The sequence below is a fragment of the Kitasatospora sp. NPDC034023 genome, assembly GCF_055575795.1.
This window is the reverse complement of record NZ_JBVIRY010000009.1, coordinates 48,623-73,464: the sequence shown is the minus strand read 5'-3', so window position 1 is coordinate 73,464 and position 24,842 is coordinate 48,623. Positions and strand designations below refer to the sequence as shown.

Here is a 24,842-nt window from a genome sequence, read left to right as displayed (position 1 = left end):
GTTGGCACCCCGCCCACACGCCACCCCGCCCGAGGTCACCGTCGGCCGCCGGGGCGAACCCGCCATCCGTGACCCTGCCCGGCGGGGCGACCGGCGGCGGTGCGATCATCCTCGGATGCGCGCGATCGACGAACTGACCGAAGTGGACGATCCGGCGTGGCCGGAGCTGGCGGGGGTGCTCGCGGCGGGCCAGGTGTCCGCCCGGGTGCTGCCCGCCGACCGCGAGGAGGGGCGCCGCTGTCTGCTGCAGTTGCAGGTCACGGCACGCTCCACGCTCGGCGCCCTGGTACTGAACACCGGCGGGCTGCTCCTGGACCACGGCTGGGTGCGTGTCTTCGGCGGCGGCCCGGCCGCGGACGGCGGCCTGCCGAGCCTGGGACGGGTCAACCGCTTCCCCGCCGCGTTCGACCCGGCCTGGCAGCCGGCCGCCGGCCTGGTCGTCGGTCATGACGTCGTGGGCGGCGTCTTCGCGCTCAACGGCCACGATCCGGCCGCCGCGGGCCGCCCGGGGCTGCCGGGGCAGATGACCTACTTCGCCCCGGACACGCTGGAGTGGGAGGCCCTGGACATGGGCCACTCCGCGTGGGTCTCCTGGCTCCTCTCGGGCCACCCGGAGGCCTTCTACGACGCCCTGCGCTGGCCCGGCTGGCGCGCGGAGGCCGAGGAACTCGCCCTGTCCCAGGGGATCGCGGTGTTCCCGTTCCTGTGGTCGGAGGAGGCGCAGACGGACCCGTCCGCCACGTCCCGGCGAGCGGTTCCGATGCGCGAAGTCCTCGGGGTGGCGGCCGACTTCGCGCGCCGCCTGGGGCCGTGCGACCCCGGGTTCCTCGGCGAGGTGTAGGGCGGCCCGGGCATCGGATGGCGTAGTACTTCTCGCGCCGCCCATGGGTGTTGAGAAGACTGACCAGCGTGTCCTCCACCGTGAACGCCGGAACCTCCCGCCACGAGCAGGTCCTTGTCGGCGCGCTGCGGGCGAGGGCCTCGCGCGGCGCGCTGACCGCCGAGGCCGTGGTCCTCGCCCAGGGGCGCCTCCAGACCCCGTCCCCCTGGCCGACCGGCATGCCCCGCCGAGGCAACGGCGGCGCCTGCTTCCCCAACGCGTCGCGCATCGCCGGTAGATCACCCGCCCTGGCGTACGTCGAGGGCTACGTGATCGAGGACGACGGCACCGTCTCCCGCCACGCCTGGTGCGCCGACGAGCACGGCCACGCCCTCGACCCGACCTGGCCCGACGGACGCGCCCGCGCCTATGCGGGCATCGGCATGGCCCTGGCCTGGGTCACCGCCGTCCAACGGCGCACCTGCACCCAGACGCGCTTCCCTGGTGTGCTGGACGCCGCCGTCCAGCACACCAGGGACGCCGACCGGGTCCTGACCTACGGAATTCCGCCGGAGGCACTCCTCACCCTCGGCCGCGACCTGCCGGAAGGAGCGCCGCACCACCCGTGGGAGGCCCGGCTGCCCGACCTGGTCGCCTGACGAGCCCAGCGGCTGCGCCGGTAGGCTTCCGCAGCAGTGCCGTCGACGGGGGAGGAAACGGACCATGCTCGGCTGGTGGATCGGCATCACGGAACTGGGGCCTCAGGAATACGACCACGCCGCCCGTGAGGAGCGCGGTGCGGCCCTCCTCGCGAAGTGGGAGATCGGGGTGGCAGGGCTCGACTGGGTCCAGGAGCTGGTGGCCGCGGGCCAGGCCGAGCAGCTGCTGCGCGGCGGCTACCCGAACCGCTACAGCGCCCGCGCCGAACACGTCCTGCCCCTGCTCACCGCCGGCACGGTGCCCGGCGCCGGTACCGGGCCGTTCTCCCGGGTCCTCACCGTGGAGACGCATCCGGAGCGGATCGCCGCGTGCCCGGCCGACCGGCTGTTGACGATCGAGGCCTGGGACCAGTCCTGAGGGCCCCCGTCCGTTCTCGAGTGCGCGTGCTCGGGTGACGCCCCGAGGGGACGTCACCCGACCTCCCAGGAAGCGGAGTTCCCGTGCCGGCAGCGGGCTGAGCGGGACGTAGCGGGTGGCGGGGTCCTCGCAGGGAGGACCCCGCCGGGTGCTCTCAGCCCGCGACGCCCGCCACGCCCGCGGTGCCCGCGATGCCCGCGAGCCGTTGCGCCACCGCGGCCGGGCTCGGCATCGCCGCGATTTCGGCGCTGACCTCGCGGGCCGTCCCGGCCAGGGCGGTGTCGGTGAGGAGGCGGTTCAGCAGGGCCGGGCCGATCTCCTCGGCGCCCGCGCTGAGGCCGGCGCCGCGGTCGCGGACCGCGTGGGCGTTGATGTAGCGGTCGGAGCCGTCGGGCAGGGCGAGTTGCGGGATGCCCGCGTCGAGGGCGGCGAGTGCGGTGCCGCTGCCGCCGTGGTGGATCGCGGCGGCGCAGGTGTCGAGCAGGGCCCGCCAGGGCACCCAGCCGTACGGGTGGACGTTGTCGGGCAGGGTGCCGAGGGCGGCGAGGTCGAGTTCGCCGGTGGCCAGGACGAAGTCGGCGTCGACGTCGGCGGCAGCCGCGATCACCCGCTCGATCCTGGTCAGGCCGTCGGTCTTGGGCGGTACGGTGCCGAGCGTGACGGCGACGCGCGGGCGGTGGGCGGGTGCGGCCAGGGTTTCGGGGAGGGCGCCTTCACCGTTGTAGGCGACGGGCCGCAGCGTGCAGCCGTACCGTTCGTCGCCGGCCGTGCTCGGCGGGGCGAGGTCGAGGGTGGCGGCCGGCTGGGGCAGCGGGTCAGCTCCGTGCCGGGTGAAGGTGTCCGTCATCTCCGCGAGCATCAGTTCGCGCAGCCTGGGGGTGCGGACGAAGCCCAGGTCGTGTTGGACGGCGGGCACGCCCAGGGTGGTCGCCGCGAGGAGGGCCACCGGGAACAGGTACTCGTAGACCACCAGGTCCGGCCGCCACTGCGCGGCGAGTTCGACGGTGGCGTCGGCCACCGTGCTGTTGACGTGGGCGGCCAGCGGGACGAAGGCCTCGCGGTCGGCCGCGTTGGTCTCGACGACCCGCCGCATCAGGTCGGGCCGCCGGGTGCGGCCGGCCTCCCGGATCTCCCGGCGCCAGTCCACGCCCGGGGCGAGTGGCAGGTACGGCAGCCCGGACGCGGCGACCGGCTCGCCGCCGTCCATCGAGGCCACCGCGACCTCGTGGCCGAGTTCGCGCATCGCCCGGGCCAGCGGGACCAGCGGGAAGAGATGGCCGACGCCGGGTGCGCCGGCGAACAGTACACGCATCGAAGAACCTCGGTAAGTGACGATCGGGATCAGCCGGCGGCGCGGTGCAGGGCGGCTTCCATGCCGTTCAGCACCGCGTTGCAGTCGCGCTGCAGGGTGTCGGCGTCGACGGCGCTGAGCAGGTAGACCCCGAGCCAGTTGCGCGACCCCGCGAAGGGGTCGAAGGCGGGTACCGGCTGTCCGGCCGGCATGGCGAAGGCGGGGACGGCTTCGATGGTGCTGCCCGGGGACAGCAGGCTCTGCCAGTCCACGGCCTGCGGGTTCCAGACCGGCCGGGTGCGCCAGGGCACTCCGGACGCGTCGGCCGGGACGACGGCCACCGAGGCGGCGGCCCGGATCCCGTCGGTGGGCATGGCCTCGGGGTAGTCGACCCGCTCGCCCAGCAGCTGCCGGACCAGCATGCCGATCGGGTCGAACCCGAACACCTCGTGGACCTGCCGGGTCGTCAGCAGTCCGCCGAAGCGGGCCGCGGTCTCGATGACCACCAGCTCGCCGTCCTTCATCAGCTTGAGCTCGGTGTGGGTGCCGCAGTTCTCCAGCCCGAGCGCGTCGACGGCCTGCCGCGAGACCTCCTCGATCCGGCGCTGCAGCGGTACCGCCATGACGGAGGGCGAGGTGCTGGCCACCTCGACGAAGGAGGGGACGGTCGGCAGTTTGGCGGTGATGGCCAGCGGACGGTAGACGCCGTCCGCGACGATCCCCTCCACGCTCACGTAGTCGCCGTAGCCGGGCTTCTCGTACCAGCCGTCGGTGGAGCCCTGGGCGATCTCCTCGACCAGCCGGTCCCGGTCGGTGTCCGGGGCGTAGAGCTCGTTCATGCCGACTCGGCTGCCGGCCTGGAGTCCGCGCTCGATCTCGCCCCACGCGGGGGCGGCGTCCGCGGCCGACTCCAGCACGATCTGGGCGACCGAGCCGGCGCCCCAGGCCGGCTTGAGCAGCAGCGGGGGCGTGAACTCGGCGAGCGCGGCGTCCAGGTCCGCGAGGCTGTCGACCCGGCGGAACCCGGGGATCGGCACCCCGGCGGCGGCCCACGCCTCCCGCATCAGCCGCTTGTCCCGGGCGCGGACGATCCCCTCGCCCGCGCCGGCCAGGCCGAGCCGTCTGGCGGCGTGCGCGACGGCCAGCACCGCGAACTCCGAGAGCGTGAGCACCGCGTCGGCCCCGATGGCCTTCGCGTGCTCCACGATCAGTTCGACCAGTTCGTCGCCGCGCGGCGCCTCGGCCACCGTTTCGATGCCGGTACAGCTGGGCCGCCACACCTCCTCGGCGGTGGTGGGCAGCGGCGCCAGCGCGAGGACGTGCAGTTCCCCGCAGGCGGCGATGCGCGGGAAGGCGTACTCGAGCGGGGCTCCGCCCTTGACGTAGACGTACAGGATCCGGTTCAACGTGCTTTCTCCTGAGGGAAGTTCACTCGGCCCGGGGCGGTGTCCGGCCCGGGGCGCGCTCGGCCGGCGCCGTCGCGCGGCGCGGCCGTGGCGTCGCGCGTGGTCGCGCACGGCCGCGCCGCACACGGCGGCGTCGTTCGCGGCCGCGTCGTTCGCGGCCGGTGTCAAGCCGGCGGTGTCAGCCGGCGGTGTGGAAGGGGCGCAGCTGCAGCAGGTTGATCTGGTCGCCCTCGATCGCCCACTCGATGTCGACCGGGTCGGCGTAGCTCTCGTCGGGCGAGAAGTGCGACTGCAGCAGCCGGCTGATCAGGGCGAGCCGGCCCACGAGGTCCTTGGTCGCGGCGTCCAGGTCGGTGGCGGCGGTGCCCAGCGAGACCGTACGGCTGCCGCCCTCCATGGTGTTGCAGAGGTACTGGAGCGGGGCGCCCTCGCCGGTGACCACCTCGGTCACCGAGCGCGGCGAGATGTTGAGGTAGACGCTGCGGAAGTCCCGCGGGCTCAGCGGGTTGCAGGTGACGAGGACGCCGCCGACGGTGGCGCCGACCTGCTCCTGGACGACCACCGCCATCCGGCAGTGGTCCAGCGGGATGCCCGCCTGGTGCCGCAGCCGTACGGCGCGCGGCGACACCAGCGAGGCCCACACCTCCCGGACCGCGTCGAGGACCGCGTCCGTGCCGCTGACGTGCGCGACCGACTCGTAGAGTCCGGCGGCGGAGAAGCCGGACAGGTCCTCGGCGTTGGAGGAACTGCGGACGACGAGCTCGGATGCGCCGTACAGGTGCCGGTCGAGCGCCCGGTCGATCTCGGTGCGGATCGGGTCGGGCAGCGGGGTGGTGCGGATCAGCCGCTGCGCCTCGAGGCACAGCTCGTCGGCCGCCGAAGTACCGTGCCGGAGCGCGGAGTCGAGCCGGTCGAGGGCGTTCCGGAGCTCCGTCGAGGAGTCGAGGAAGCGCTGCTGGAGGGAGAACGGCAGCACGATGCCGCGCGGCACCTGGGCGTGCTCCTTGACCAGGCGTAGCGCCGACTCGGTCAGTTCGGTGTCGTCCGCGTCCTCCGGGAGGCCGAGTTGCCGGGCGAGGTAGCGCAGCAGGTTGTCCCGGGGCGGGCGCGGCACGCGGTAGAAGCCGAGCCAGCGCGGTGAGCCGTGCTGCAGCAGGTGGGTGAGTTCGCCGAGGTTGGCGGCCTTGGTGCCGAACCGGACGTGGTCGCCCGCGCGCAGTTCGGTCAGCGGGGTGATGGGGGTGGGCGTGAGGTCGGGCCGGTCCACGGTGACGCGTTCGGCCTGCGGCGCCGGCGTCGGCCGGTCGCCGTCGGGGCGCGGTGGCGCGGGTTCGAGGTGGAGGTCGGTGCCGTCGGCGTCGACCCGGTAGCGGACCCATTCGCCGGCGAGCCCGGCCCGTTCGATCCGGTCGGCCGCTCCGATGCCGACCGAATTGGGGATCCGCCACCCGGTGGCCATCACGTTGATGTGGGAGAGCGGGGTGGTGTGCTCGGTGTGGATGATGCCGGACACCCGGGGGACGTCCTCCGGGACCCGGGGCATCACCACGATGTCGTGCCACCGCAGCGGCTCGGCGTCGGCCCGGTACTCCTCCTCCGAGCGGAACACCCGCAGCCGCCCGTGGGCCTCCCCGGTGTTCAGCGGCACGAACGCGGCCGTGGAGTAGAGCTCGTGGGACAGGACGCGCGGTATCTCGGTCTCCGGGATCCCGGCGACGTAGCCCTCCTGCCGGTGGTTGGCGGGCTTGAGGAGCAGCGGCAGCGACGGGTCGATGTGGTCGCGCACCCGGTGGTAGAAGAAGCGCAGCATGTCCTGGGACATGGTGTCGACGTCGACGGTCTCCAGGGACAGGAAGGGGCCGACTGCTCGGCTGTTCTCCTGCGTACTGCTCTGCTGCGTACTGCTCTCCTGCGTTCCGCTGCGGGTGTGCAGGGCGAGGGTGCCGAGATAGAAACGGCGGCCCGGATTCCGGTAGACATCGTCATTGAACGAATCAAGCCCGCGGGCGAGTTCGTCGATCGACATGCCGAGTATCTCGCACGCGATGTAGCGGACGTGGAGAGTTCCGTCCGCGCTGTCGATGAAGTGGAGCACCTCGTCGGTGCGGTCGAAAACGATCTTCACATAGGGGTAGCCGCCGACGTTGCCGGCGAGCTGGGAGAACTCCTGGATGGTGAGCTTTTCGCCAGCGAGGCGGGTCCGCGTGGTCGCTTCGTTGCGATCCGAACGGGTCATGCGCACAGTTCAGCCATTCGTCATCGTGTACACGATCGATGTGCACCAGGTCAGAAGGTGGTACGGCTAAACACACACTGCCATCAAATCCGAACTTCTGACGAATAGTCAGGCGAGATCAAGCCACTGCGCATTGTTTCGGCCACAAACACTTCGCCGCGGAAAGCATGACTGCACGTCGAACTGTGGCAGGGGTCACAAGATAAAGACATCCGGCCGATCGAAGGGCTTGAAATACGCCCGAAATGTTGATTCCTGCACGACCTCCGACGTCGAAGGCGGCCCCATCCGACACCCTGTCATGTCCAGCACCATATTGGCGGGCCAGCAAGGGATCGGTCAGGCCGCGAACTGTCCGTAAAGCGCCTCGAGCGCCGCTCCGAGGCGGGCAGGAGCGGGCGGGCATTACTGCTTGACAGGGTGCGTAATACTGTAACGCGCGCGGCCCGGGACGGCGGTGGAGCGGGCGGCGCGGCCTCCTCTTCCAGCAGCTCGGAGCACGACATGCACGCCTTCCTCGACCATCCGGGGCCGCTGGCCTTCGCACACCGGGGCGGCGACCTCGGGCATCCCGAGAACTCGCTGGCGGCCTTCGAGGCCGCCGTCGCGCTCGGGTACCGCTACCTGGAGACGGATGTGCACGCCACCCGGGACGGCGTCCTGGTGGCGTTCCACGACTCCCGGCTCGACCGGGTCACCGACCGCACGGGGGCGGTGGCGGAGCTGCCCTGGGAGAGCGTCAGGCAGGCCCGGATCGGGGGGACCGAGCCGGTGCCACTGCTGGAGGACCTGCTCGGTGCGTTCCCCGAGGCCCGCTTCAACATCGACGTCAAGGCGGTGCCGGCCATCGCGCCGCTGGTCGAGGCGGTCCGCCGGACCGACGCCTGGGACCGGGTCTGCGTCGGCGGCTTCTCCGACAGCCGGCTGGCCGCCGTCCGCGCCGCCGCCGGCCCCCGGCTGGCCACCTCGCTCGGCCCGCGCGAGGTGGCCCGGCTGCGGCTGCGCTCGCTCGCCGGGCCGCTGGTGCGGGGGCGCGGGGCGCCGTTCGCCGGAGTGTGCGCGCAGGTGCCCGAGCGGCACCGGGGCGTGCGGGTGGTCGACCGGGCCTTCGTCCGGGCCGCCCACCGCCTCGGCCTGCAGGTCCACGTCTGGACTGTGGACGATCCCACACGGATCAGGGCTCTCCTCGACCTCGGTGTGGATGGCATCATGGCCGATCGCATCGACGTCCTGCGGGACGTCCTCGGCGAGCGCGGCTGCTGGACGGACGGCAGTACCGGCTCCAGCACGGTGATGGGGACCCCATGAGCACCACGAACTCCGCGACGCACCCGCCGGACGATCCACCGACCGCCCCGGCGACCGGCCAGGCAGGTGCCCCGGCAGCCGGCCAGGCCGATTCCCCGGCAACCGCCACCGCCGCCACGGCCGCCACCGCCGCCACCGCCACCGCCACCGCCACCGCCACCGCCGGACAGGCCCTGCGGCGGATGCAGTTCGGCTGGTACATCAACGACTGGGCCAACGCCGCCTTCTCGGCGACCGTCCTGACGGTGTTCCTCGGGCCGTACCTCACCACGGTGGCCAAGAACGCCGCCGACGCGTCCGGCGACGTGCACCCGCTCGGCCTGTCGATACGCGCGGGCTCGTACTTCCCGTACACGGTCTCCTTCTCCGTGCTGCTCTCGGTCGCGGTGATGCTGCTCACCGGCACGGTCGCGGACCGCACCGGGCGGCACAAGGAGCTGATGTGCGGCTTCGCGTACGTCGGCGCGCTCACCACCATGGGCATGTTCTTCCTCGACGGCGACCGCTACCTGCTCGGCGGCGCGCTGCTGGTCGTCGCCAACATCGCGTACGCGGTGTCGGTCGCACTGTCCTACGCCTACCTCCCCGGCCTCGCCGCCCCGAACGAGCGCGACGCGGTCTCCTCCAAGGGTTGGGCGTACGGCTACGCGGGCGGCGGGCTGCTGCTGATCGCCAACCTGGCGCTGTTCGAGGGCCACGACGCGCTCGGCCTGTCCTCCGGCACCGCCGTGCGGATCTGCCTGGCCTCGGCCGGGCTGTGGTGGGCGCTGTTCACGATCGTCCCGCTGCTGCGGCTGCCCTCCCGGGCCGGGGTGACACCCGAACGGGCCGCGGCCAGGGCCGCCGAGAAGGCCGACGAGCCCGCCGCGGGCAGTCTGCGCGAACTCGGCCGCACCCTCAAGGGCATGCGCAAGCACCCGCTCACGCTGCTCTACCTCGCCGCCTTCCTCTGCTACAACGACGGCATCCAGACCGTCGTCTCCCAGGCCTCGCTCTACGGCAGCGAGGAACTCGGCATGGAACAGACCTCGCTGGTCACCGCCGTGCTCCTGGTCCAGGTCGTGGCGATCTGCGGCGCCCTGCTGCTCGGCCGGATCGCCCAGCGGTACGGCGCCAAGCGGACCATCCTCGGCTCCCTCGTCGGCTGGGTCGTCACCCTCGCCCTCGGGTACTTCATGCCCGCCCACCAGCCCGCCTGGTTCTACGCCCTGGCCTGCATGATCGGCCTGGTGCTCGGCGGCAGCCAGGCACTCTCCCGCTCGCTCTTCTCCCACCTCATCCCGGCCGGGCGGGAGGCCGAGTACTTCAGCGTCTACAAGGTCAGCGACCGCGGCACCAGCTGGATGGGACCGCTGGTGTTCGGCCTCGCGTACCAGCTCACCGGCAGCTACCGGTCGGCGATCATCTCGCTGCTGGTGTTCTTCGTGATCGGCTTCGCGGTGCTCGTCAAGGTCCCGGTCCGCCGCGCCATCGAGGCCGTCGGCAACCCGGTGCCCGAGCGGCTCTGACGGGCGGGGCCCTGCCGCTCGTCGGTCAGGAGAGCAGCAGGGCCCGGTCCCAACCCGGCGGCACGGGCGTCGACGCCGCCAGCAGGGCCAGCAGTACGCCCGCGGCACCGTCGAGCAACCCGGGGGCGGCCGAGCCGCCCGATCCGTACCGGTCGGCCGAGAGGTCGATCAGGCGGGCCGCCACCTCGCGGACCGCCGGCCGGAAGGCCGGGTCCGCGGTGTCCCGGGCGAAGCGGAGGGTGATCAGCAGCAGGCCGGCCAGGCCGTGACAGAGCCCCGGCCGCAGGTCGATCCGGCGCAGCTCGGGCGGGCGGCGCAGCGCGGCCAGCAGGGTCTCGCGGCCGAGGTCGCGCAGGGGCGCGTCGTCGAGGGCGGTGCCGGCCAGCCAGAGCGCTCGGGCGATGCCCGGACCGCCGTGGCACCAGGAGGCGGGCAGAGGCCGCCGGTCGGAGCCTGATGAGCCCGAGCCGTGGTGCCAGGCCTGGTCCGAGCCGTGGTCCGAGGCCTGGTCCGAGCCGTGCTGCGAGGCCCGGTGCGTGGCCTGGTCCGAGCCTTCGGCCAAGGCCCAGTCCGGGCCCCAGTCGTCGTCCCGGCGGTGCACCAGGAGGCGGTCCACCGCCCGGTGGACCGCCGCGACCTGCCCCGGCACCTCGACGCCCGCCGACAGCGCCAGCGCGAGCAGGGCCAGCGGACCGGCCGGACCGTGCGCCATCCCCGGTGACTCGCCCGGGAACGCCGCCACCTGACGGCCGAGCGCGGTCAGGACCGTCTCCAGCCGGGCGACGGCGGCCGGGTCTTCCGGGTGGTCGAGGAGGACGGCGCCGAGTCCGGTCAGGCCGGAGCCCAGGTCGAGTGCGCGACGACGGTCAAGGGTGTGCAGGTCGACGGTGCGCAGGTCAACGGTGTACCGGTCGACGGTGCGCCAGTCCACGCCGAGCGTGTCCGGACCACCCGACCGCTCGGGTCCGAACAGGTCCGGGTACCCGAGCCGACCCGCCGCGAAGGCGAGTCCGCCGAGGCCGCCGAGCAGTCCCGGGGCCCGTCCACGCATCCGTTCCGCGCCCCGGACCGCCGCCTCCAGGTGGCCGGCGGCCATCGCGTGCCAGCCTTCGCCGGGGCGGCAGAGGTCGAGCTGGTGGTAGGCGAGGGCGAGGCCCGCGCCGCCGGCCGCGAGGTCGGGCCGGACCGCCCGGGGTGTCGCGCGCGGTCGGCCGGCGATGGTGTCGACCAGTTGCCGGGCCGTGTCCGCCGTGGGGCCGTCGAGCAGGACGGGCCAGGGGGTGTCGCAGCCGTCGCCGGTCATCGGTCCCCCTGTGCTCGGTCCTCCTGTGTTCAGTCCCCTGTGTTCGGTCCCTGCGTTCGGTCCTGCGTTCAGTCCCCGTGCTCGGTCCCCCCGGTGTGTGGTGGGTGCTGTGAGGCGCCGTCGGCGGTTCTCACAGCACCACGGGGGTCGACCGTCAGTCGACCGGGCTCAGACAGATCTCGGTGGGCAGGTAGCTGCGGTGGCCGGTGTCGCAGCACATCATCGGCTCCAGCGGCTGCTCCTCGGTCTCGGGCAGTTCCTGCAGTTCCAGGACGGTGCTCTCCATCGTCATTCCCCCTTTCCGGGGCTCGGGTGGTGGTGCGGGTCCGCGGCCGGCCGGTCGACCAGCCACGATCGGGGGCCGCCGTGGCGGCGGCGGAGCAGGAGGTCGAGCACTCCGCCGTAGCCCACGTTGTAGGCGGCGGTGACCTCGCGGAGGGTGTCGTCGGGGATCAGGTACCGGCCGTCGCGACGTGCGGCGCGCAGGGCGATGCCGTGGACGAGGTCGTCGGCCCGGGCCCGGTGGCGGTCGTCTCCGGTGGCGGCATCCAGGTCGAGGAGCAGCTCGGCGTTGCCCGCCAGGCCGTGGCAGGTGCCGGGGCCGCGGCGGTGGCGGTCGCGGTGCACGGCGAGGGCGGCGCCCTGAGCGTGGGCGAGGTGGCGCTGGTCGCCGGTCTCCTGCCACAGCCTCAGCAGGAAGGTACCGATGCCCGAGGAGCCGTGGCACCAGTAGTTCAGGCCCGGACGGTCGGTGCGGCCGGGGCCCTTGGGCCAGTACGCGGCGCCGTCGCGCCAGTCGGTGAGCGCGCACAGGGCCTCGCCGCCGCCGAGCGCGATGTCGGTCAGCTCGGGCTGCCGCAGGTCGCGGCCGGCGGCCAGCAGGAAGGCCGCGTTGCCCGCGACGCCGTGGGCGAAGCCGTAGTGGGTGGAGCCGGCCAGTTCGGCGCGGAACTCCGGGCCGAGCGGCCAGTCCACCCCGGTGCGGGATTTCAGCAGGTGCAGCAGCCCGTCCGCGCACTCCTGGGCCCGGTCGGCGAAGCGCCGGTCGCCGGTGCGGCGCCACAGGTGGAGTTGCGCGAGCCCGGCACCGGCGAGGCCGTGGCACACGTCGGTGCTGCCGGAGTCGAGCGGGATGCGCAGGGCGTAGGCGAGGGCGCGGTCGGCGAGGCGCCGGTCGTCCAGGGCCGTGGCCGCGTCGTGCAGGGCCCAGGCGGTGCCGGAGCGGCCGAAGTGGAGACCGGGCAGGACCCGGCCGGGCTCGGTGAGCCGCCCGTCCAGCCAGTCGGCCGCCGTGCGCAGCGTGGGCCGGGCGCCCTCGTATCCGCAGCGGACGGCCCGGGCGAGCACGGCGAGCACCCCGGCCGCGCCGAGTTGCACGTTGCAGGGGTCGCCATCCGGCAGGGAGCGCGGGGCCGGCCAGAGGTACTCGGCGGAGGGGGTCATGGTGGCGGCGAGGTGGGCGAGGCCGTCCTCGATCAGCCGCGTGGCGGTCGGCGGTTCGGTGAGGTGCTCGCGGCCGGCCGGGTGCAGCCCGGTGTGCAGGTAGGACTCCGCGCGGGGCAGTGTCCAGCGCTGTGGCGCCTCCGCCGTGAGCCCGGTGACCAGGGGCGCGAGGGCGTGCAGCGCGGGCAGGTCCGGGGCGGCGCCGACCAGGGCGGCAGCGACCAGGGCGGCGAGCCGTTCGCCGGGCGGCCGGGCCGGTGTGCCGTCGTCGGCGAGTACGGGGCTGATGCCGCTGGTGACGTGCAGCAGGGTCGCGCCGAGACTGAAGCAGTCCGCCTCGGGGCCGGGCGCGGGCGCCGGGCGGAGCGCGGGACCACCGCCCCGTCGTGCCGCGGCACCGAGGTGCGCGGGGTCGAGGTACGCGGGGTCGGTGAAGCCGCGGGTGCCCGCCGGGTGGGTGTCGGAGCCGAACCGGACGGCGAGCTCCAGGTCGACCAGGACCGGCCGCTCCTCCGGGGTCACGAGGACGTTGCCGGGCTTGAAGTCACGCAGGACCAGCCCGGCGGCGTGCACCTCCCCGATCAGCCGGACGAGCGCGCGGGCGAGCCCGAGGGCCGCCGCGACGGGGATCCGGCCGTCGCCCCGCTCCAGGTGCTCGGCGGTCCACTGCTGCAGGTTCCGGCCGGGGACCAGGTCCTCGACCAGGAAGAGGTGCCCGCCGGACTCGAACAGCTCCCGCACTCGGGGGGTGATGCCCCGGGGCGCGAGTTCGTCCAGGATCGCCGCCTCGTGGCGCAGCCGGTCGCGGGCGTCCCGGCCGTCCGGGTCGGCGCCGACGTGCGGCCGGGCCTCCTTGAGCAGGACCGTCTCGCCGCTGCGGGTGTCCTCGGCGCGGTAGACCCCGCCGCGGTTGGAGTGCCGGATCGCCTCCTTGACCAGGTACCGCCCGTCCAGCAGGACCGGCTCGCCCCGGCGGCGGGGCGCGGCCGACCGCGTCGCCCGCGCGGCCGTCGCGGACTCCGCAGCCGTCGCCGACTCCTCGGCCGGCTGCACGGCGGGCTGCACGACCGGCTGCACGGCGGGCTGCACGGCGGGCGCCGGTTCCGGCCGGGCGAACGGGTCCTCGGCCCAAGGGGGCGGCGAGAACCAGGGGTTGCGCTGGTCGGTGCTGAGGCTCCCGTCCGGCGCCACCAGCCGGCCCTCGTAGAACCCCTCGTCGTTGAGCACCCGGGAGCGGACGAAGCACCCGTAGCGGTAATGCACCACGCTGTCCGGCCGGTAGCGGCGGTCGGACAGGATCGCGGGGCCTGGCAGGCCGACGGTCGCCTCGTGCAACTCCTCGGCGATGAGTCGGAGTTGGTCGTCATCGGCAGGGTAGGCGGTGAGGAACTTGCCGGACTGCCCGCGAGGCGCCCGGGTGCCGGTCAGTTCGGCCGTGACCCGCGGCCCGGCCGCGAACTTGAAGGCGCACCCGCGCGCGACGAGCACCCGACCGGCCCGCTCCAACACCTGCGGCGCCGAGGCCAGGGTCGCCGACACGTGGAGCTTCCAGCCCTGCCGGCGCGGCAGGTGGCCCGGCGGGGTCACGGTCCACCACGGCTCGAGGTGGCGTACGCGCCAGCCGGCGGCCTGATCGGATGGCGTCAGGAATTCCGCGAGAATGGACCGGTAGGGCAGGGTCACACGGCGAAGCTAGCAACGGCGAAATCGCCAACACAAGTGTGCTGCAAGGGATTTGGTAAGTCATAGAAGAGGATCTCCCGACTATCGAGCGGGCCGTGCTACGGATCGGCTGCCCCGAACAGCCGCATGCCTCCGTGCGCGCACTGTCCGACCCTGCCGCCAGCGCGGACACATGATCGACCGCGCCCCACTGCCGCCCGGCCTGCGGCGACGACAGCGCCCCGGTCATGTGGCTGAGCAGCGGTACGGCACCCGCCTCGTCCAAGTCGGCTTCGACGGCCTGCGATTGAGCACAACGGCCCAGCCGGCCGACCTGGACGAGGCCCTGCCGGCCGCGGCCGAGCACGTCGCGTTCTACCCCGACAACGTCTTCCGGGGCACCGAGAGCCTGACCGACTACGCACAGGAGCTCGTCATCGAGAACTGCTGGTCGTTCTGGTGGAACTGACGGTGTTCAACGGAACCGGCGCGGCGGCCCGTTGCGTCCGCCAGTTCCAGTGTCAGCAGCCGATGTAGCGCATCGTGACGCTGGTGAAGTGCGTGCCCGAGGGGGCATAGAGGGTGATGGCCCGGGACTTGCCCTTGCCGCCCGCCCAATCGCTGTCCACGACACCTCCGTTGGACAGGTTGCCGCGCACGAACGGACAGCGGCCGTCCGCCTTGGTGTCGTGCACCGTCCCGACGACCTTGGTGTTGTAGTTGCACCACTTCCCGTTCGCGTAGCCCTCGGCGGAGCTGACGCTCCAGTTCTGGGTGCAGGAGTCGGCGGCCGGAGCGGCATGGGCGCCCGCGACCGGGAACAGCAGCGAGCCGAGCGTCAGAGCGGCGACGGCGGCTCCGGGGACGGCGAGGCGGCGAATGGACATGGCGGTACCTCCAGACAGGGCGTTCACGGTGAACATCCGAGCCGGAGGCGGCCTCAGGACGCACGGCAGAACCCACACGCCACCCGCCCCCGACGGTCCGCCGAGCCTGACGCACCTGAACGGGCACCGTCAACGGCGCCGCCGGGCGCACGGCAGCGCACACCGCCCCCGGCGCACCAGAACGATCCGCGCACCCCACGGGCCTGCCCCGCACCACGGGGACGACGCCCGGAGGTCGATCGCCTGAGCGAGTGCGGATCGGGAGTTCGAGACGCGCCTACCCGGGGGTGGCTGACGGGTCGTCCGGGGTGTCGGCAGTGGGTTCGGCGCCGGTCCAGCCCTGGTTGGCGTCGACGGTGCTGAGAGGGGCGACGGAGGTCGGCCCGGCGGTGCCGAAGGCAGCGCAGACGGGGTCGGCGGTGTCGACGGTGACGAGGGGGTCGCGCAGGCTGGTGTCGAGTTTGGTGTAGAGGAGGAGGGTGCCGCCGGTGGTCTGGGCCGGGGTGCCGGGTTGGACGGTCACCGGATGCTGCCAGCGCCAGGCGCCCCAGGTGAGGGTGACGGCGGTGTCGGCGGGCTTGCCGTCGGGGCGGGCGAGCAGGGCGTAGACCTGGCCCTGGTAGGCGTGGTCGTACTGGTAGACCCAGTGGGTGCGGGCGTCGCAGCCGGAGCCGGCGGCCGGCCAGGGCGGGGGTACCGGCGGCGGGACGACCACGACGGTCGGCAGCGCCCGGGACGGCGTGGACTGCGGGTCGGCCGTGGCCGACGGGGTGCCGCGCGGGAGCTGGAAGCCCGCCAGCAGACCGGCGGTGAGGCCGACGACGAGTGCGGCGGCCGCGGTGGCGGGGCGCGAGGACCACCAGCGCGGGGCGGACGGTAACGGGGCAGGGCGCGCGGATCGGTACGGCCGTACGGTGGCCGGACCGTCGGGCGGGCTGTCGGGCGGGCCGTCCGGAGGGCTGTCGGGCCGGCTGCTTGCCGGGCTGTCGGGCGGTCCGTCCGGAGGGCTGTCGGACGGGGGCACGGGCTCCCCCAGTGCGTCGCGGGCGCGCTCCCAGTGCTCGCGCCACGGCCCGGTGTCGGTCTCGCCGCAGGCTTCCAGGAACGCCTCGACCGTGGCCCAGGTCGGCAGATCGACCCCACCGGCGGCCTCCGAGAGGACCGTCGTCGAGCGGTGGACCCGTCGGCTCATGGCGGCGAAGGTCGGGGTGCCGGCCCGCTCGCGCAGGGTGCGCAGCCGCAGGGCGAACTCCGCGACCGGCCCCGCGTCGGGGTCCAGGCTCCGTTGTCTGCGGCCCACCCGCGCCCTCCCCCGTGCTGCGACTTCGCGCCGATTGATTGTCCGAACGAGATTGTCCGCACCGTCTCGCTTGGCGACCAGGAGTTGATCGTTTTCCGTAATTGTTTGTCCGAGTCCCGATGGTGTTGGCCACGACCGACCGGCCCGCCAGTGTGGTGGGCGCACCGGGACCGCCGGACTCACAGGTGCACCACCAACCCCGTCCACCCGAACCAGCCGACCCGGCTGACCCGGCTGACCCGGCTGACCCGGCTGACCCGGCTGACCCGGCTGACCAACCGTCCACCCCTTCGGGAACCCGTCCACCCTCCGGGAAACCGTCCACCCCTCCGGGAGACCGCATGAAACCCATCGCACACTGGCTCGGGCGCGTCGTCGCCGTACTGGCCGTCCTCGCGGGCGGGCTCGTGGCGTTCGCCGCTCCCGCCTCGGCCGCCACGATCTGCGGCAACTCGCCCGTCCCGCCCGGCCAGGTGATCACCGCCGAGCGCACGAGCAACAGCTGCGGCGGCTACCTGGAACTCACCGTCCAGCCGCCGTACAACGGCGTCAACATCTGCGGCGACTCCCCGATCCCGGCCGGTTACGTGATCACCTCGGAGTCGACCGGCAACGGCTGCGGCGGCCACCTCGTCGCCGTGATCAGCATCGCCGCCTCGCGCATGGGCATCTGTATGGACTCCCCCATCCCGCCGGGCTACGTGATCCTCTCCGAGCAGCAGACGAACAGCTGCGGCGGCCGCATGGGCGGGTACATCAGCAACGAGCTCTTCCCCGGCATCAACGTCTGCGCCGACTCCACCGTCCCGGCGGGCTGGGTGATCACCTCCGAGTACCAGACCAACAGCTGCGGCGGGCACCTGGGCGAGGTCATCAACGTGCCGTTCCCGGGCATCAACACCTGTGGTGACTCGCCGATCCCGCCCGGCTGGGTGATCACCTCCGAGTACCAGACCAACGGCTGCGGCGGGCACCTGGGCGAGAACATCACCAACAACCTCTTCAACGGCATCAACGTGTGCGCCAACTCGGCGCTCCCGGCCGGGTGGTGGGTCTCCTCGATGTACACCACCAACGGCTGCGGCGGCTACCTGGCCGAGATCCTGCAGCACTGACGCAGCACGCTGACGCAGCACCGACGCAGCACTCACGCAGCACCGACGCTGACGCGTCCCCCCTGAACCCCCGGCCCCGGATCGGCGAGCGCAGCGGCCTCGGCAGCGCCTCCAACCTCCGCCGCCACTTCACCGCCCGCGTCGGCGTCACCCCCACCGACTACCGTGCGCGGACGAGCTGCTGCTGACAGCGGCCTACCGCTCGACGGCGGTCCCGAGCGACCCGACAGCCGATCCGACAGCCGACCCGACAGTCGACTCGGCAGTCGACCCACAGGCCCTCGCCCGCCCTCCGCTGGACCCCGAGCGCGAGCACCCGGACGGCGTGCCCGGCACCCGGCTCCCCCACCTGCGGCCCGCCGGCCCGCCCGGGCCCGCGTCTACCCTGGACCTGGTCGGGCCAGGCTTCACCCTGCTGGCACCCCCACGGAGACTGCCTTGCAGTGGCAGGCGGACACCGCCGCGGCGGCCGGCCTGCCCGTCGCCGTCCGTCCGCTGCCGACGGCGCTCCTCGGGAACGACTCGCCGACCGAAGCGATCCTCGTCCGCCCAGACGGCCACATCGCCTGGCGGGCCCCGCACCGGCCCACCGCCGCCGACGGCGCGCAGCTGCTCAGCGCCCTGCGCCGGATCCTGTCCGCGGGCGAAGGCCACCGGTGAGGACCACCGCAGGCGTCCCGGCTCAGGTCACCAGACCGCGCCGGAACGCCTCGCCGACCGCCCCCGCCCGGTCGCGCACCCCGAGCTTGTCGTAGATGCGCAGCAGGTGCGTCTTCACGCTGGCCTCGCTGACGAACAGCTCCTTCAGTCGGTTCGAGGTGCTCATGGGTCATCGGCCGGGGTGGTCGAACCGGCGCCCGGTCAGCGCGAGGAACGCGTCCTCCAGCCCGGCCGGTTCGGCCCGCAGGTCCACCGCCACGATCCGGTGGCGGGCCAGGGCCGAGGCGACCGCGTACACCAGGTTGCCGGTGCCGGTGACCACCACCTGCGAGCCGTGCCGCTCGACCGAGGCCACCTCCGGCACGCGCAGGTTCGATGTCACATTGGCTCGCACGGTACTGGTCTCCGTCCGCCCGGTTTCGCCCAGTCTCCGGCGGACGCCCCGGCCCGCGGACCCATGGCCCTCCCCTTGCGCACAAAGCAAGTGTCAAAACTCGGTCAACACCTCATACTGACAACTGATCTGACGTTCTGTAAGAATTTCCGGTCGGGGGGTGAGGCTGATGGGATCAGGCAGCGCGGCACCGAGTGACGCCTCGGTCGTGAGGATCCTCGGCCCGGACGGCCGACCGGAGGGGGCCGGGTTCCTCGCCGGGCAGCGCGAGGTGATCACCTGTGCGCACGTGGTCGCCAAGGCACTCGGCGTACCGTCCGATGCGGCGGATCCGCCGGTCGGGCGATTGGAGATCGACTTCCCGCTGGCCGCGCCCGGCCGGCGGATCGCGGTGGAGATCGGCTCGTGGACCCCGATCCGGCCGGACGGGTCCGGGGACGTCGCGGTTCTGCGGCTCCTCTCCCCCGCGCCCGCCAAGGCGACTGTGGGCAGGCTGGTGGAGCACGTGGCAGGTCCGGACCGCCGAGTGCGCACCTTCGGATTCCCGGACACCCATGACGACGGCGCCTGGAGCGTCGGCTGGTTGCGCGGCCGCACCGGCGCCGGGTGGTTCCAGTACGACACCGACCCGGCCAGCGAGCACCGGGTGGAGTCCGGGTTCTCCGGTGCGCCGGTGTGGGACGTCACCGAGGGCGGCGTGGTCGGGATGGTCGTGGCGGCCGACAGCAGACCGGACGTGCGCACGGCGTACCTGATCCCGACCGAGACCCTGCGCGGGAGCTGGCCTGCTCTCGGCGAAGCAGCGCTGCCTGCCTGCCCGTTCCGGTCGCTGGAACCCTTCGAGGAGCGCCACGCCGGTCTGTTCCACGGCAGGGAGGAGCCCGCCCGCCGGATCGCCGACCTGCTCGGCTGGGCACCGACGATCAACCTGGTCGGCCCGTCGGGCTGCGGAAAGTCGTCGTTGCTGTACGCCGGTGTGCTGCCGAGGCTGCGGGACCGCGAGGATCTGGAGATCGTCGTTTTCCGCCCGGGGCAGCTGGGCCGCAGCCCGCTCGCCGCCCTGGCGCTGGCGCTGCTCCCCCGGCTCGAACCCGACCTGACCGAGACCGCCCGCCTGGCCGAACTCCCCGGGCTCACCGATCTGTTGCGTGACGGCCAGCTGCCGGCGATCGTCGACCGGATACTCGCCCGGCAGCGCAAGGACCGGCTGCTGCTGGTCGCCGACCAGTTCGAGGAGGTCCTCATCGGCACGGAGCGCGCGGACGTGGACGCCCTGGCGTCCGCGCTCGGCGCCGCCCTGCTTCCCGGGGCCCGGCTGCGCGTGGTGACGACCCTGCGCAGCGACTTCCTTACCGCCGCCCTCACCCACCCGGGGCTGGCCCCGTTGCTCAGCGGGGAGCGCCTGGTCACGGTGGGTGCCATGACCGACGTCGAGCTCCGCGCGGCCGTCGTCCGGCCCCTGGAGCACACCGGCGTGGCGTACGAGCCGGGGCTGGTGGACCGGATCCTGGGTGACCTCGGGAGCGATCCGGGCCGCCTGCCGTTGCTGGAGTTCGCCCTCACCAAGCTCTGGGAGCGCCAGCACCGGGGCGTCATCGGCCATGCCGCGTACGAGGCACTCGGCAGGGTCAGCGACGCGCTGGTGACCCACGCGGAGCAGATCTGGACCGGCAGCCTGACCGAGGAGGAGCACCTGGCGGCCCGCGGGCTGCTCGTCCAGCTCGTCCACCCCGGCGGCGACGGCACGGCACCCACCCGCCGCACCGTCGCCCGCTCCGAGCTGAGTGCCGGGCAGTGGCGGATCGCCCAGCGCCTGCTGACCACTCGGCTGATCGTTCCCGGTGAGGAGTTCCGTCCGGCCGACGGGCCGCCCGAGGAGACCATCGAACTGGCCCACGAGGTGCTGCTGACGCACTGGGGCCGGCTGCGCGACTTCTTCGCCGCGGACCGCGACTTCCGGGTCTGGCAGGAGGACCTGCGGCGGCGGGTCGCGCTCTGGAAGGGGGACGATCGCTCCGGCCGTCGCCTGCTGCGGGGGGCCGAGCTGCGTGACGCCCGGGACTGGCTCACCCGTCGTCGGGACGAACTGCGCCCCGACGAAGTGGAGTTCGTCGAAGCAAGTGCCCGCGGCTCACGCCGCCGCCGGCGCACCCTCATCTCGCTCGCCGTCGCGCTCAGTCTCGTCACGGGCCTGGGCGCCTGGGCGTGGCGGAACGACATCAGCCAGGACGCGGCCACCACCGCCTCGCAGGTGCTGGTCCAGCAGTCGCGGGACGCCGAGCAGATGCGCGACGCGCAGGACACGGGCTTCTCGTACACCGCGTTGCTGCTGGCGCTGCGGGCCTACCGCACCCAGGACACCGAGCAGACCCGAACGCGGCTCGGCGAGATGTACGCCCGGTACGGCTTCGCCGACCTGATCGCCCCCCGGTACGGCAGCGTCGACTCGCTCCTGACCGACCCGCTGGGGAAGCCGACCGCTTCGGCGATCGCCGACTCCGAAGGCCGGGTGATCGCGGCGCGGGCCGCCGACGGCACGATCGTGGTCGTCCGTGTCGACGCTTCCGGGGTGCACCGGGATCCGACCGATCAGCCGGCGGGTGTCACGGCGGTGAGCCCGGACGGTTCCCTGGTGGCCATGGGACGGCCGACCATTCCCGTGTCTGTCGAGGAGGCTCCGACGGCGCTGCCGGACCCCCGCGGGCTGCCGGCGGCCCTGTACGACGTACGGACCGGGAAGGTCCGGGAGCTGGATCGCCCCCGGGAGGGCGACCCGTTCCCGGACCCGAACTCCCTGCCGAGCGTTCCCGGCCTGGAACTGCCCAAGCTCCCCGACCTCTCCGACCTGCCGGGGGCGGCCATGCCGACGCAGTACGCGCGGCTCTCCTTCGCCCCCGACGGATCGGCGCTGCTGGGGCAGACGGGCCTCTACGGCAGGGGAGGCCGGCTCGTCCTCTGGGACACGGCCGACGGTCGGATCAGGAAGGTGATGCCCACCGTCGCGGAGCCCGTCGACCAAATCTGGCTGGGTCCCGGCGGGGACAGCATGCTCACCCTCATGGACGCCTCCGCGCTGAGCGGATCGGGCACCGCGTCGGTGAAACTGTGGGACCTGCGCGGCGAAGTCCCGGTCGCGCGGGAGCTGTTCCACTGGAGCGGCACGGACACGATGACGCTCCATGTGGACGTGAGCCCGGACCTGAGTCGGCTGGCGGTCGTCGAGACACGGCAGACCGACCTGGCGGTGAGCCACCGGCTGGTGGTCCAGGAACTTCCGAGCGGCAAGGTCCTGAGTGACAGCACGACCGCTCAGCAGGTGACGGTGACCGGCGTCGCGGTGCCGGCCAGGAGTTCGCGCATAGTGGTCTTCGGGACGCCAGATGGGGAGCTGTCCGGTGACGTCCCCTTCGTCCCGCTGCCCGGCGAGTGGACGGCGGACCTCCTCGGCTCGGACGAGGCGCTGTCCGTGATCATGGCCGACATGGGGGTGATCGCCGTCGTGGGCCCGACGGGCGGTGATCCGGTGCGCAGACTTCCCGCTCGGCGCCAGAACACCGAAAAGGTTCCCTCCGTCGCCGAGGCCGAGCACTGGCTGTCCGAGCTGTGCCGGGTCATGGGTGACGAGACACTGCCGTCCACCGCCTCGAAGAAGCTGCCTCCCGGTGCCTACCGGGGATCGTTGTGCACGTGGAAGAAGGAGAAGCATGGCTGACGCGACCCAGCTCATCCGGGTACCCCTGGGCGGCTCGGACACCGCTGGGCAGGTGGTACTGGAGGTCGACACCGCCGCCTCGGGCATCGTGCGCGCCGCCCGGCCGGGCGAGATCGTCGGGACCGCCACCCGGACCCTCACCGAGAGCTTCGACCAGGTCCGGGGCGCGGCCGCAGCCCTGCTGGACCGGCTGACCACGCTGCCCAGTCCGCCGAGCAGCGTGGAGGTGGAACTCGGTGTGAAGATCAACGCCGAGGCGGGCGCGGTCATCGCCAAGACGGCGGCCGAGGGCAACTTCGTGATCAAGCTGATCTGGCAGCGGACCGACACCCCCGGCCCGGACGCAGAGCAATAGGGGAACTCAGCCCACTGCCGGCTCCTCCTTCCAACGGCCCCAGAGCAGCAATTTCTGCGCGAACGCGCCGAATTCGGTGACGACCGAGTCCGGGACGCGGATGTGACCAAGAGGCAGGAAACTGGTCAGCCAGGGCGGCATGGAAGCAGGCGCCGCCCTTAACGAGGCCAGAAGACAGGAGCAGATACAGCGCCGGATCCGGATTGGGATCCCGACAGTCCTGGCCGTGATCCTGAATGTCTGGGCGCTCTTTGTCGCGTCACCTCCTGAACGACATGCGCGCCCCGACCAGCCCGTTGGATCCACGGAGCACCGTACCCCCCGGCCAGACGGACACCCAGGCGGCCTCTCTGGCGGCCTCGCGGCGACCGGACAACGGGTGAGGTCGTTCACGCGGGGCATCAAGCCGGTGACTAGGCTCCCGGCATGTCCGGACCGACGTTGGTGATCGATCTCGCGGAGCCCCTCTCCCCCACTGTGCTGCGGGAGTTCCGTGAGCTGGTGGTGGGGCTCTCCTGCCGCTTCGAGGAGAAGCGCCCCGGTTGCTACGACGTCAACGTGCCCGCGGAACGGCTGGGTGTCGAGGACACCCGGGACGCGGACTGGCGACAGCCGAACCCGCTGCCGCTGCTCGGTGGGCAGCCGGCGGACGATCGGCTCGCGGCGCTGGTGGGGTTCAACCCGCAGCGCGAGGACTGGCGTCGGCCGTTCGACGTCTACCTGATGGGAGCGGGGGTCGGTGACGAGTCCGTCTTCGAAGCCGAGCACGAGGAGGAGGACGAGATCGAGGCCCTCCTGGGGTTCCGACCGGTGCAGGCCGTCAACGTCAGCGCCGCCTGCAATCGCCCGATCGACCACATCGCGACGGCCCTGCTGACCGCCGCCGTCCTGGACGTCACCGGCGGTGTCGGCAAGGCCGAGCTGGCGCCCGGGCAGGAGGCGGTGATCGCCGGGCTCCCCGGGCTGCTGGGGATCGCCGACGACGGGTGGGACACCGCGCTGGTGACGGCCGAGTTCCTGCGGGCCTGGGCCTGGCGGCCGGGCTTCCGGCTGGTCAAGTAACGACTCACCTCACCGCATCGCCTGCATATTCATGCACCATGCACCGACCTCGGCGGCTGAATTGACCACACCTTGATGGCTGATGTATTCAATACTTTGCAAATCTATTCGCGATCACCCAGGGAGGAATCAGCCATGCAGCCTGTGGCACCCCGCGGCTTCCGGGCCGTCACGGCGAACCTCGGCCTCAAGGACGTCGAGGACGACTTCGCGGCGGTCATCTCCGAAGTGCCGTGCCGATCGGCGGCCGTCTTCACCCGGTCGCGGTTCGCCGGCCCGAGCGTCATCCTCAGCCGCGAGGCAGCCGCACTCCACCACAGCCGCGGAATGGTCGTCCTGGCCCGCAACGCCAACGTCGCCACCGGGCGGGCCGGGGCGGAGAACGCCGCCGAAGTACGCCGCCGGGTCGCCGAGATCGCCGGCGTCTCGCCGGACGAACTCGTCATCGGCTCCACGGGCATGATCGGGCGCCCGTACCCCATGGAAAGCATCCGTGCCGGACTCGACGCCATGACCTGGCCGTTCCCCGAGACCGACTACCGGGCGGCCGCCAAGGCGATCATGACGACGGACACCCGCCCCAAGCACGTCCACGTGCGCTGCGGCGACGCCGTACTCGTCGGCATCGCCAAGGGCGTCGGCATGATCGAACCCAACATGGCGACCCTGCTGACGTTCTTCTTCACCGACGCGGACATCCCCACCGCCGAGCTCGACGCCCTCTTCCGCCGCGTGATGGACAAGACGTTCAATGCGCTGAGCATCGACACCGACACCTCCACCAGCGACACCGCCGCGATCTTCGCCAACGGGCTCGCCGGCCCGGTCGACCCGGCTGCCTTCGAACAGGCACTGTACGAGTGTGCGCTGCACCTCGTCCGCGACATCGCCTCGGACGGCGAAGGCGCGTCGAAACTGATCGAGGTCCAGGTGACCGGCGCCCGCGACACGGCGCAGGCCAAGCGCGTCGGCAAGACCGTCGTCAACTCCCCGCTCGTCAAGACGGCCGTCCACGGCTCCGACCCGAACTGGGGCCGCATCGCCATGGCCATTGGCAAACTCGAAGACGACACCGACATCGACCCCGCCACCGTCCACATCCGATTCGGCGACCTCACCATGTACCCCGACGAGCCGAGCGACGCACTCCTCGAACAGGCGGGCCGGTACCTGAGCGGCGACGAGGTGATCATCCGCGTCGACCTGGGCATCGCCGACGGCACGTTCACCGTGTACGGCTGCGACCTCACCGAGGGCTACGTGAAGATCAACGCGGACTACACGACCTGAGGGTCTCCCCGAC

At 72.8% G+C, this 24,842-nt stretch carries 21 protein-coding genes and 1 pseudogene; 12 read left to right on the top strand and 10 right to left on the bottom strand.

What is annotated here, in order from left to right; genetic code table 11:
- The first annotated feature begins 115 nt into the window (after positions 1-115).
- The 3 genes from ACZ52R_RS15595 to ACZ52R_RS15585 all read left to right on the top strand — a co-directional run bounded on the left by ACZ52R_RS15595 (position 116) and on the right by ACZ52R_RS15585 (position 1,897).
- A complete protein-coding gene (locus tag ACZ52R_RS15595; RefSeq protein ID WP_465753574.1) occupies positions 116-841 on the top strand; it encodes a DUF2625 family protein in 726 nt (241 codons plus the stop codon).
- Between the two features lie 68 nt (positions 842-909).
- Positions 910-1,479, top strand: a complete 570-nt coding sequence (locus tag ACZ52R_RS15590; protein ID WP_360498890.1) for a hypothetical protein — start codon at positions 910-912, stop codon at positions 1,477-1,479.
- A 64-nt stretch (positions 1,480-1,543) separates the two neighbouring features.
- A complete protein-coding gene (locus ACZ52R_RS15585) occupies positions 1,544-1,897 on the top strand; it encodes a hypothetical protein (protein ID WP_465663354.1) in 354 nt (117 codons plus the stop codon).
- A 154-nt stretch (positions 1,898-2,051) separates the two neighbouring features.
- Here ACZ52R_RS15585 and ACZ52R_RS15580 read toward each other — a convergent pair whose 3' ends face one another.
- The 3 genes from ACZ52R_RS15580 to ACZ52R_RS15570 form a co-directional block, all read right to left on the bottom strand.
- The gene (locus ACZ52R_RS15580; protein WP_465663353.1) at positions 2,052-3,209 is read right to left on the bottom strand and encodes a nucleotide disphospho-sugar-binding domain-containing protein; all 1,158 of its coding nucleotides are present in this window, start codon (positions 3,207-3,209) and stop codon (positions 2,052-2,054) included.
- 29 nt (positions 3,210-3,238) lie between these two features.
- Complete coding sequence (locus ACZ52R_RS15575; RefSeq protein ID WP_360498885.1) at positions 3,239-4,594, bottom strand: ATP-grasp domain-containing protein; 1,356 nt, start codon at positions 4,592-4,594, stop codon at positions 3,239-3,241.
- 178 nt (positions 4,595-4,772) lie between these two features.
- On the bottom strand, positions 4,773-6,830 hold the full coding sequence (locus ACZ52R_RS15570) for a PEP/pyruvate-binding domain-containing protein (RefSeq protein ID WP_465753573.1): 2,058 nt from the start codon (positions 6,828-6,830) through the stop codon (positions 4,773-4,775).
- A 504-nt stretch (positions 6,831-7,334) separates the two neighbouring features.
- On the opposite strand from ACZ52R_RS15570, the gene ACZ52R_RS15565 reads away from it, so the two are divergent.
- Both ACZ52R_RS15565 and ACZ52R_RS15560 read left to right on the top strand, forming a co-directional pair.
- A complete protein-coding gene (locus ACZ52R_RS15565; protein ID WP_465621280.1) occupies positions 7,335-8,138 on the top strand; it encodes a glycerophosphodiester phosphodiesterase in 804 nt (267 codons plus the stop codon).
- Between the two features lie 182 nt (positions 8,139-8,320).
- A complete protein-coding gene (locus ACZ52R_RS15560; protein ID WP_465753614.1) occupies positions 8,321-9,646 on the top strand; it encodes an MFS transporter in 1,326 nt (441 codons plus the stop codon).
- A gap of 25 nt (positions 9,647-9,671) precedes the next feature.
- Here ACZ52R_RS15560 and ACZ52R_RS15555 read toward each other — a convergent pair whose 3' ends face one another.
- The 3 genes from ACZ52R_RS15555 to lanL all read right to left on the bottom strand — a co-directional run bounded on the left by ACZ52R_RS15555 (position 9,672) and on the right by lanL (position 14,075).
- On the bottom strand, positions 9,672-10,949 hold the full coding sequence (locus tag ACZ52R_RS15555; RefSeq protein ID WP_465621278.1) for a lanthionine synthetase LanC family protein: 1,278 nt from the start codon (positions 10,947-10,949) through the stop codon (positions 9,672-9,674).
- A gap of 154 nt (positions 10,950-11,103) precedes the next feature.
- Entirely contained in the window at positions 11,104-11,235 is a 132-nt protein-coding gene (locus tag ACZ52R_RS15550; protein WP_360498877.1) for a hypothetical protein, read from the bottom strand.
- A gap of 2 nt (positions 11,236-11,237) precedes the next feature.
- Positions 11,238-14,075, bottom strand: coding sequence for a class IV lanthionine synthetase LanL (gene lanL, locus ACZ52R_RS15545; protein ID WP_465753572.1), 2,838 nt, complete (start codon positions 14,073-14,075; stop codon positions 11,238-11,240).
- Between the two features lie 172 nt (positions 14,076-14,247).
- Between lanL and ACZ52R_RS15540 the strand changes: the two genes are divergently transcribed.
- Positions 14,248-14,523 (top strand): DUF4253 domain-containing protein, encoded by a 276-nt coding sequence (locus tag ACZ52R_RS15540; RefSeq protein ID WP_465663349.1) that lies wholly within the window; start codon positions 14,248-14,250, stop codon positions 14,521-14,523.
- Between the two features lie 52 nt (positions 14,524-14,575).
- Here the strand turns inward: ACZ52R_RS15540 and ACZ52R_RS15535 are convergent, their stop codons facing one another.
- Together ACZ52R_RS15535 and ACZ52R_RS15530 are read right to left on the bottom strand one after the other, a co-directional pair.
- Positions 14,576-14,941, bottom strand: a complete 366-nt coding sequence (locus tag ACZ52R_RS15535) for a hypothetical protein (RefSeq protein ID WP_360498867.1) — start codon at positions 14,939-14,941, stop codon at positions 14,576-14,578.
- Between the two features lie 277 nt (positions 14,942-15,218).
- On the bottom strand, positions 15,219-16,241 hold the full coding sequence (locus tag ACZ52R_RS15530) for a helix-turn-helix domain-containing protein (protein WP_465663348.1): 1,023 nt from the start codon (positions 16,239-16,241) through the stop codon (positions 15,219-15,221).
- A gap of 341 nt (positions 16,242-16,582) precedes the next feature.
- Here ACZ52R_RS15530 and ACZ52R_RS15525 point away from each other — a divergent pair, with 341 nt between their 5' ends.
- Both ACZ52R_RS15525 and ACZ52R_RS15520 read left to right on the top strand, forming a co-directional pair.
- A complete protein-coding gene (locus tag ACZ52R_RS15525) occupies positions 16,583-17,356 on the top strand; it encodes a hypothetical protein (RefSeq protein WP_465621270.1) in 774 nt (257 codons plus the stop codon).
- Positions 17,357-17,794: 438 nt separating this feature from the next.
- Positions 17,795-18,016 carry an aromatic-ring hydroxylase C-terminal domain-containing protein gene (locus tag ACZ52R_RS15520; RefSeq protein ID WP_465621268.1) on the top strand — a complete coding sequence of 74 codons (222 nt, stop codon included), beginning with the start codon at positions 17,795-17,797 and terminating at the stop codon, positions 18,014-18,016.
- 22 nt (positions 18,017-18,038) lie between these two features.
- On the opposite strand, the pseudogene ACZ52R_RS15515 reads toward ACZ52R_RS15520, so the two are convergent.
- A pseudogene (locus ACZ52R_RS15515) lies at positions 18,039-18,176 on the bottom strand (LuxR C-terminal-related transcriptional regulator); the annotation flags it as partial.
- A gap of 9 nt (positions 18,177-18,185) precedes the next feature.
- A complete protein-coding gene (locus ACZ52R_RS15510) occupies positions 18,186-18,410 on the bottom strand; it encodes a hypothetical protein (RefSeq protein ID WP_465753571.1) in 225 nt (74 codons plus the stop codon).
- A gap of 208 nt (positions 18,411-18,618) precedes the next feature.
- On the opposite strand from ACZ52R_RS15510, the gene ACZ52R_RS15505 reads away from it, so the two are divergent.
- From ACZ52R_RS15505 to argJ, 4 genes are all read left to right on the top strand, one after another.
- The gene (locus ACZ52R_RS15505; RefSeq protein ID WP_465753570.1) at positions 18,619-22,122 is read left to right on the top strand and encodes an nSTAND1 domain-containing NTPase; all 3,504 of its coding nucleotides are present in this window, start codon (positions 18,619-18,621) and stop codon (positions 22,120-22,122) included.
- The gene (locus ACZ52R_RS15500; RefSeq protein WP_465621265.1) at positions 22,115-22,477 is read left to right on the top strand and encodes a CU044_2847 family protein; all 363 of its coding nucleotides are present in this window, start codon (positions 22,115-22,117) and stop codon (positions 22,475-22,477) included. The genes ACZ52R_RS15505 and ACZ52R_RS15500 overlap by 8 nt, the downstream gene beginning before the upstream one ends.
- A 426-nt stretch (positions 22,478-22,903) precedes the next feature.
- Positions 22,904-23,539 carry a DUF6368 family protein gene (locus tag ACZ52R_RS15495; protein ID WP_465621261.1) on the top strand — a complete coding sequence of 212 codons (636 nt, stop codon included), beginning with the start codon at positions 22,904-22,906 and terminating at the stop codon, positions 23,537-23,539.
- 135 nt (positions 23,540-23,674) lie between these two features.
- The gene (gene argJ, locus ACZ52R_RS15490) at positions 23,675-24,829 is read left to right on the top strand and encodes a bifunctional glutamate N-acetyltransferase/amino-acid acetyltransferase ArgJ (RefSeq protein ID WP_465621259.1); all 1,155 of its coding nucleotides are present in this window, start codon (positions 23,675-23,677) and stop codon (positions 24,827-24,829) included.
- Positions 24,830-24,842 lie beyond the last annotated feature (13 nt).

Excerpts from the sequence above, each read along its gene's own strand:
- ACZ52R_RS15595 (WP_465753574.1), top strand. The coding sequence starts at position 116 with ATGCGCGCGATCGACGAACTGACCGAAGTGGACGATCCGGCGTGGCCG.
- ACZ52R_RS15535 (WP_360498867.1), bottom strand. The coding sequence starts at position 14,941 with ATGTCCATTCGCCGCCTCGCCGTCCCCGGAGCCGCCGTCGCCGCTCTG.
- argJ (WP_465621259.1), top strand. The coding sequence starts at position 23,675 with ATGCAGCCTGTGGCACCCCGCGGCTTCCGGGCCGTCACGGCGAACCTC.
- ACZ52R_RS15500 (WP_465621265.1), top strand. The coding sequence starts at position 22,115 with ATGGCTGACGCGACCCAGCTCATCCGGGTACCCCTGGGCGGCTCGGAC.
- ACZ52R_RS15580 (WP_465663353.1), bottom strand. The coding sequence starts at position 3,209 with ATGCGTGTACTGTTCGCCGGCGCACCCGGCGTCGGCCATCTCTTCCCG.
- ACZ52R_RS15540 (WP_465663349.1), top strand. The coding sequence starts at position 14,248 with ATGATCGACCGCGCCCCACTGCCGCCCGGCCTGCGGCGACGACAGCGC.
- ACZ52R_RS15525 (WP_465621270.1), top strand. The coding sequence starts at position 16,583 with ATGAAACCCATCGCACACTGGCTCGGGCGCGTCGTCGCCGTACTGGCC.
- ACZ52R_RS15495 (WP_465621261.1), top strand. The coding sequence starts at position 22,904 with ATGTCCGGACCGACGTTGGTGATCGATCTCGCGGAGCCCCTCTCCCCC.
- ACZ52R_RS15550 (WP_360498877.1), bottom strand. The coding sequence starts at position 11,235 with ATGGAGAGCACCGTCCTGGAACTGCAGGAACTGCCCGAGACCGAGGAG.
- ACZ52R_RS15570 (WP_465753573.1), bottom strand. The coding sequence starts at position 6,830 with ATGACCCGTTCGGATCGCAACGAAGCGACCACGCGGACCCGCCTCGCT.
- ACZ52R_RS15585 (WP_465663354.1), top strand. The coding sequence starts at position 1,544 with ATGCTCGGCTGGTGGATCGGCATCACGGAACTGGGGCCTCAGGAATAC.
- ACZ52R_RS15560 (WP_465753614.1), top strand. The coding sequence starts at position 8,321 with ATGCAGTTCGGCTGGTACATCAACGACTGGGCCAACGCCGCCTTCTCG.
- ACZ52R_RS15565 (WP_465621280.1), top strand. The coding sequence starts at position 7,335 with ATGCACGCCTTCCTCGACCATCCGGGGCCGCTGGCCTTCGCACACCGG.
- ACZ52R_RS15555 (WP_465621278.1), bottom strand. The coding sequence starts at position 10,949 with ATGACCGGCGACGGCTGCGACACCCCCTGGCCCGTCCTGCTCGACGGC.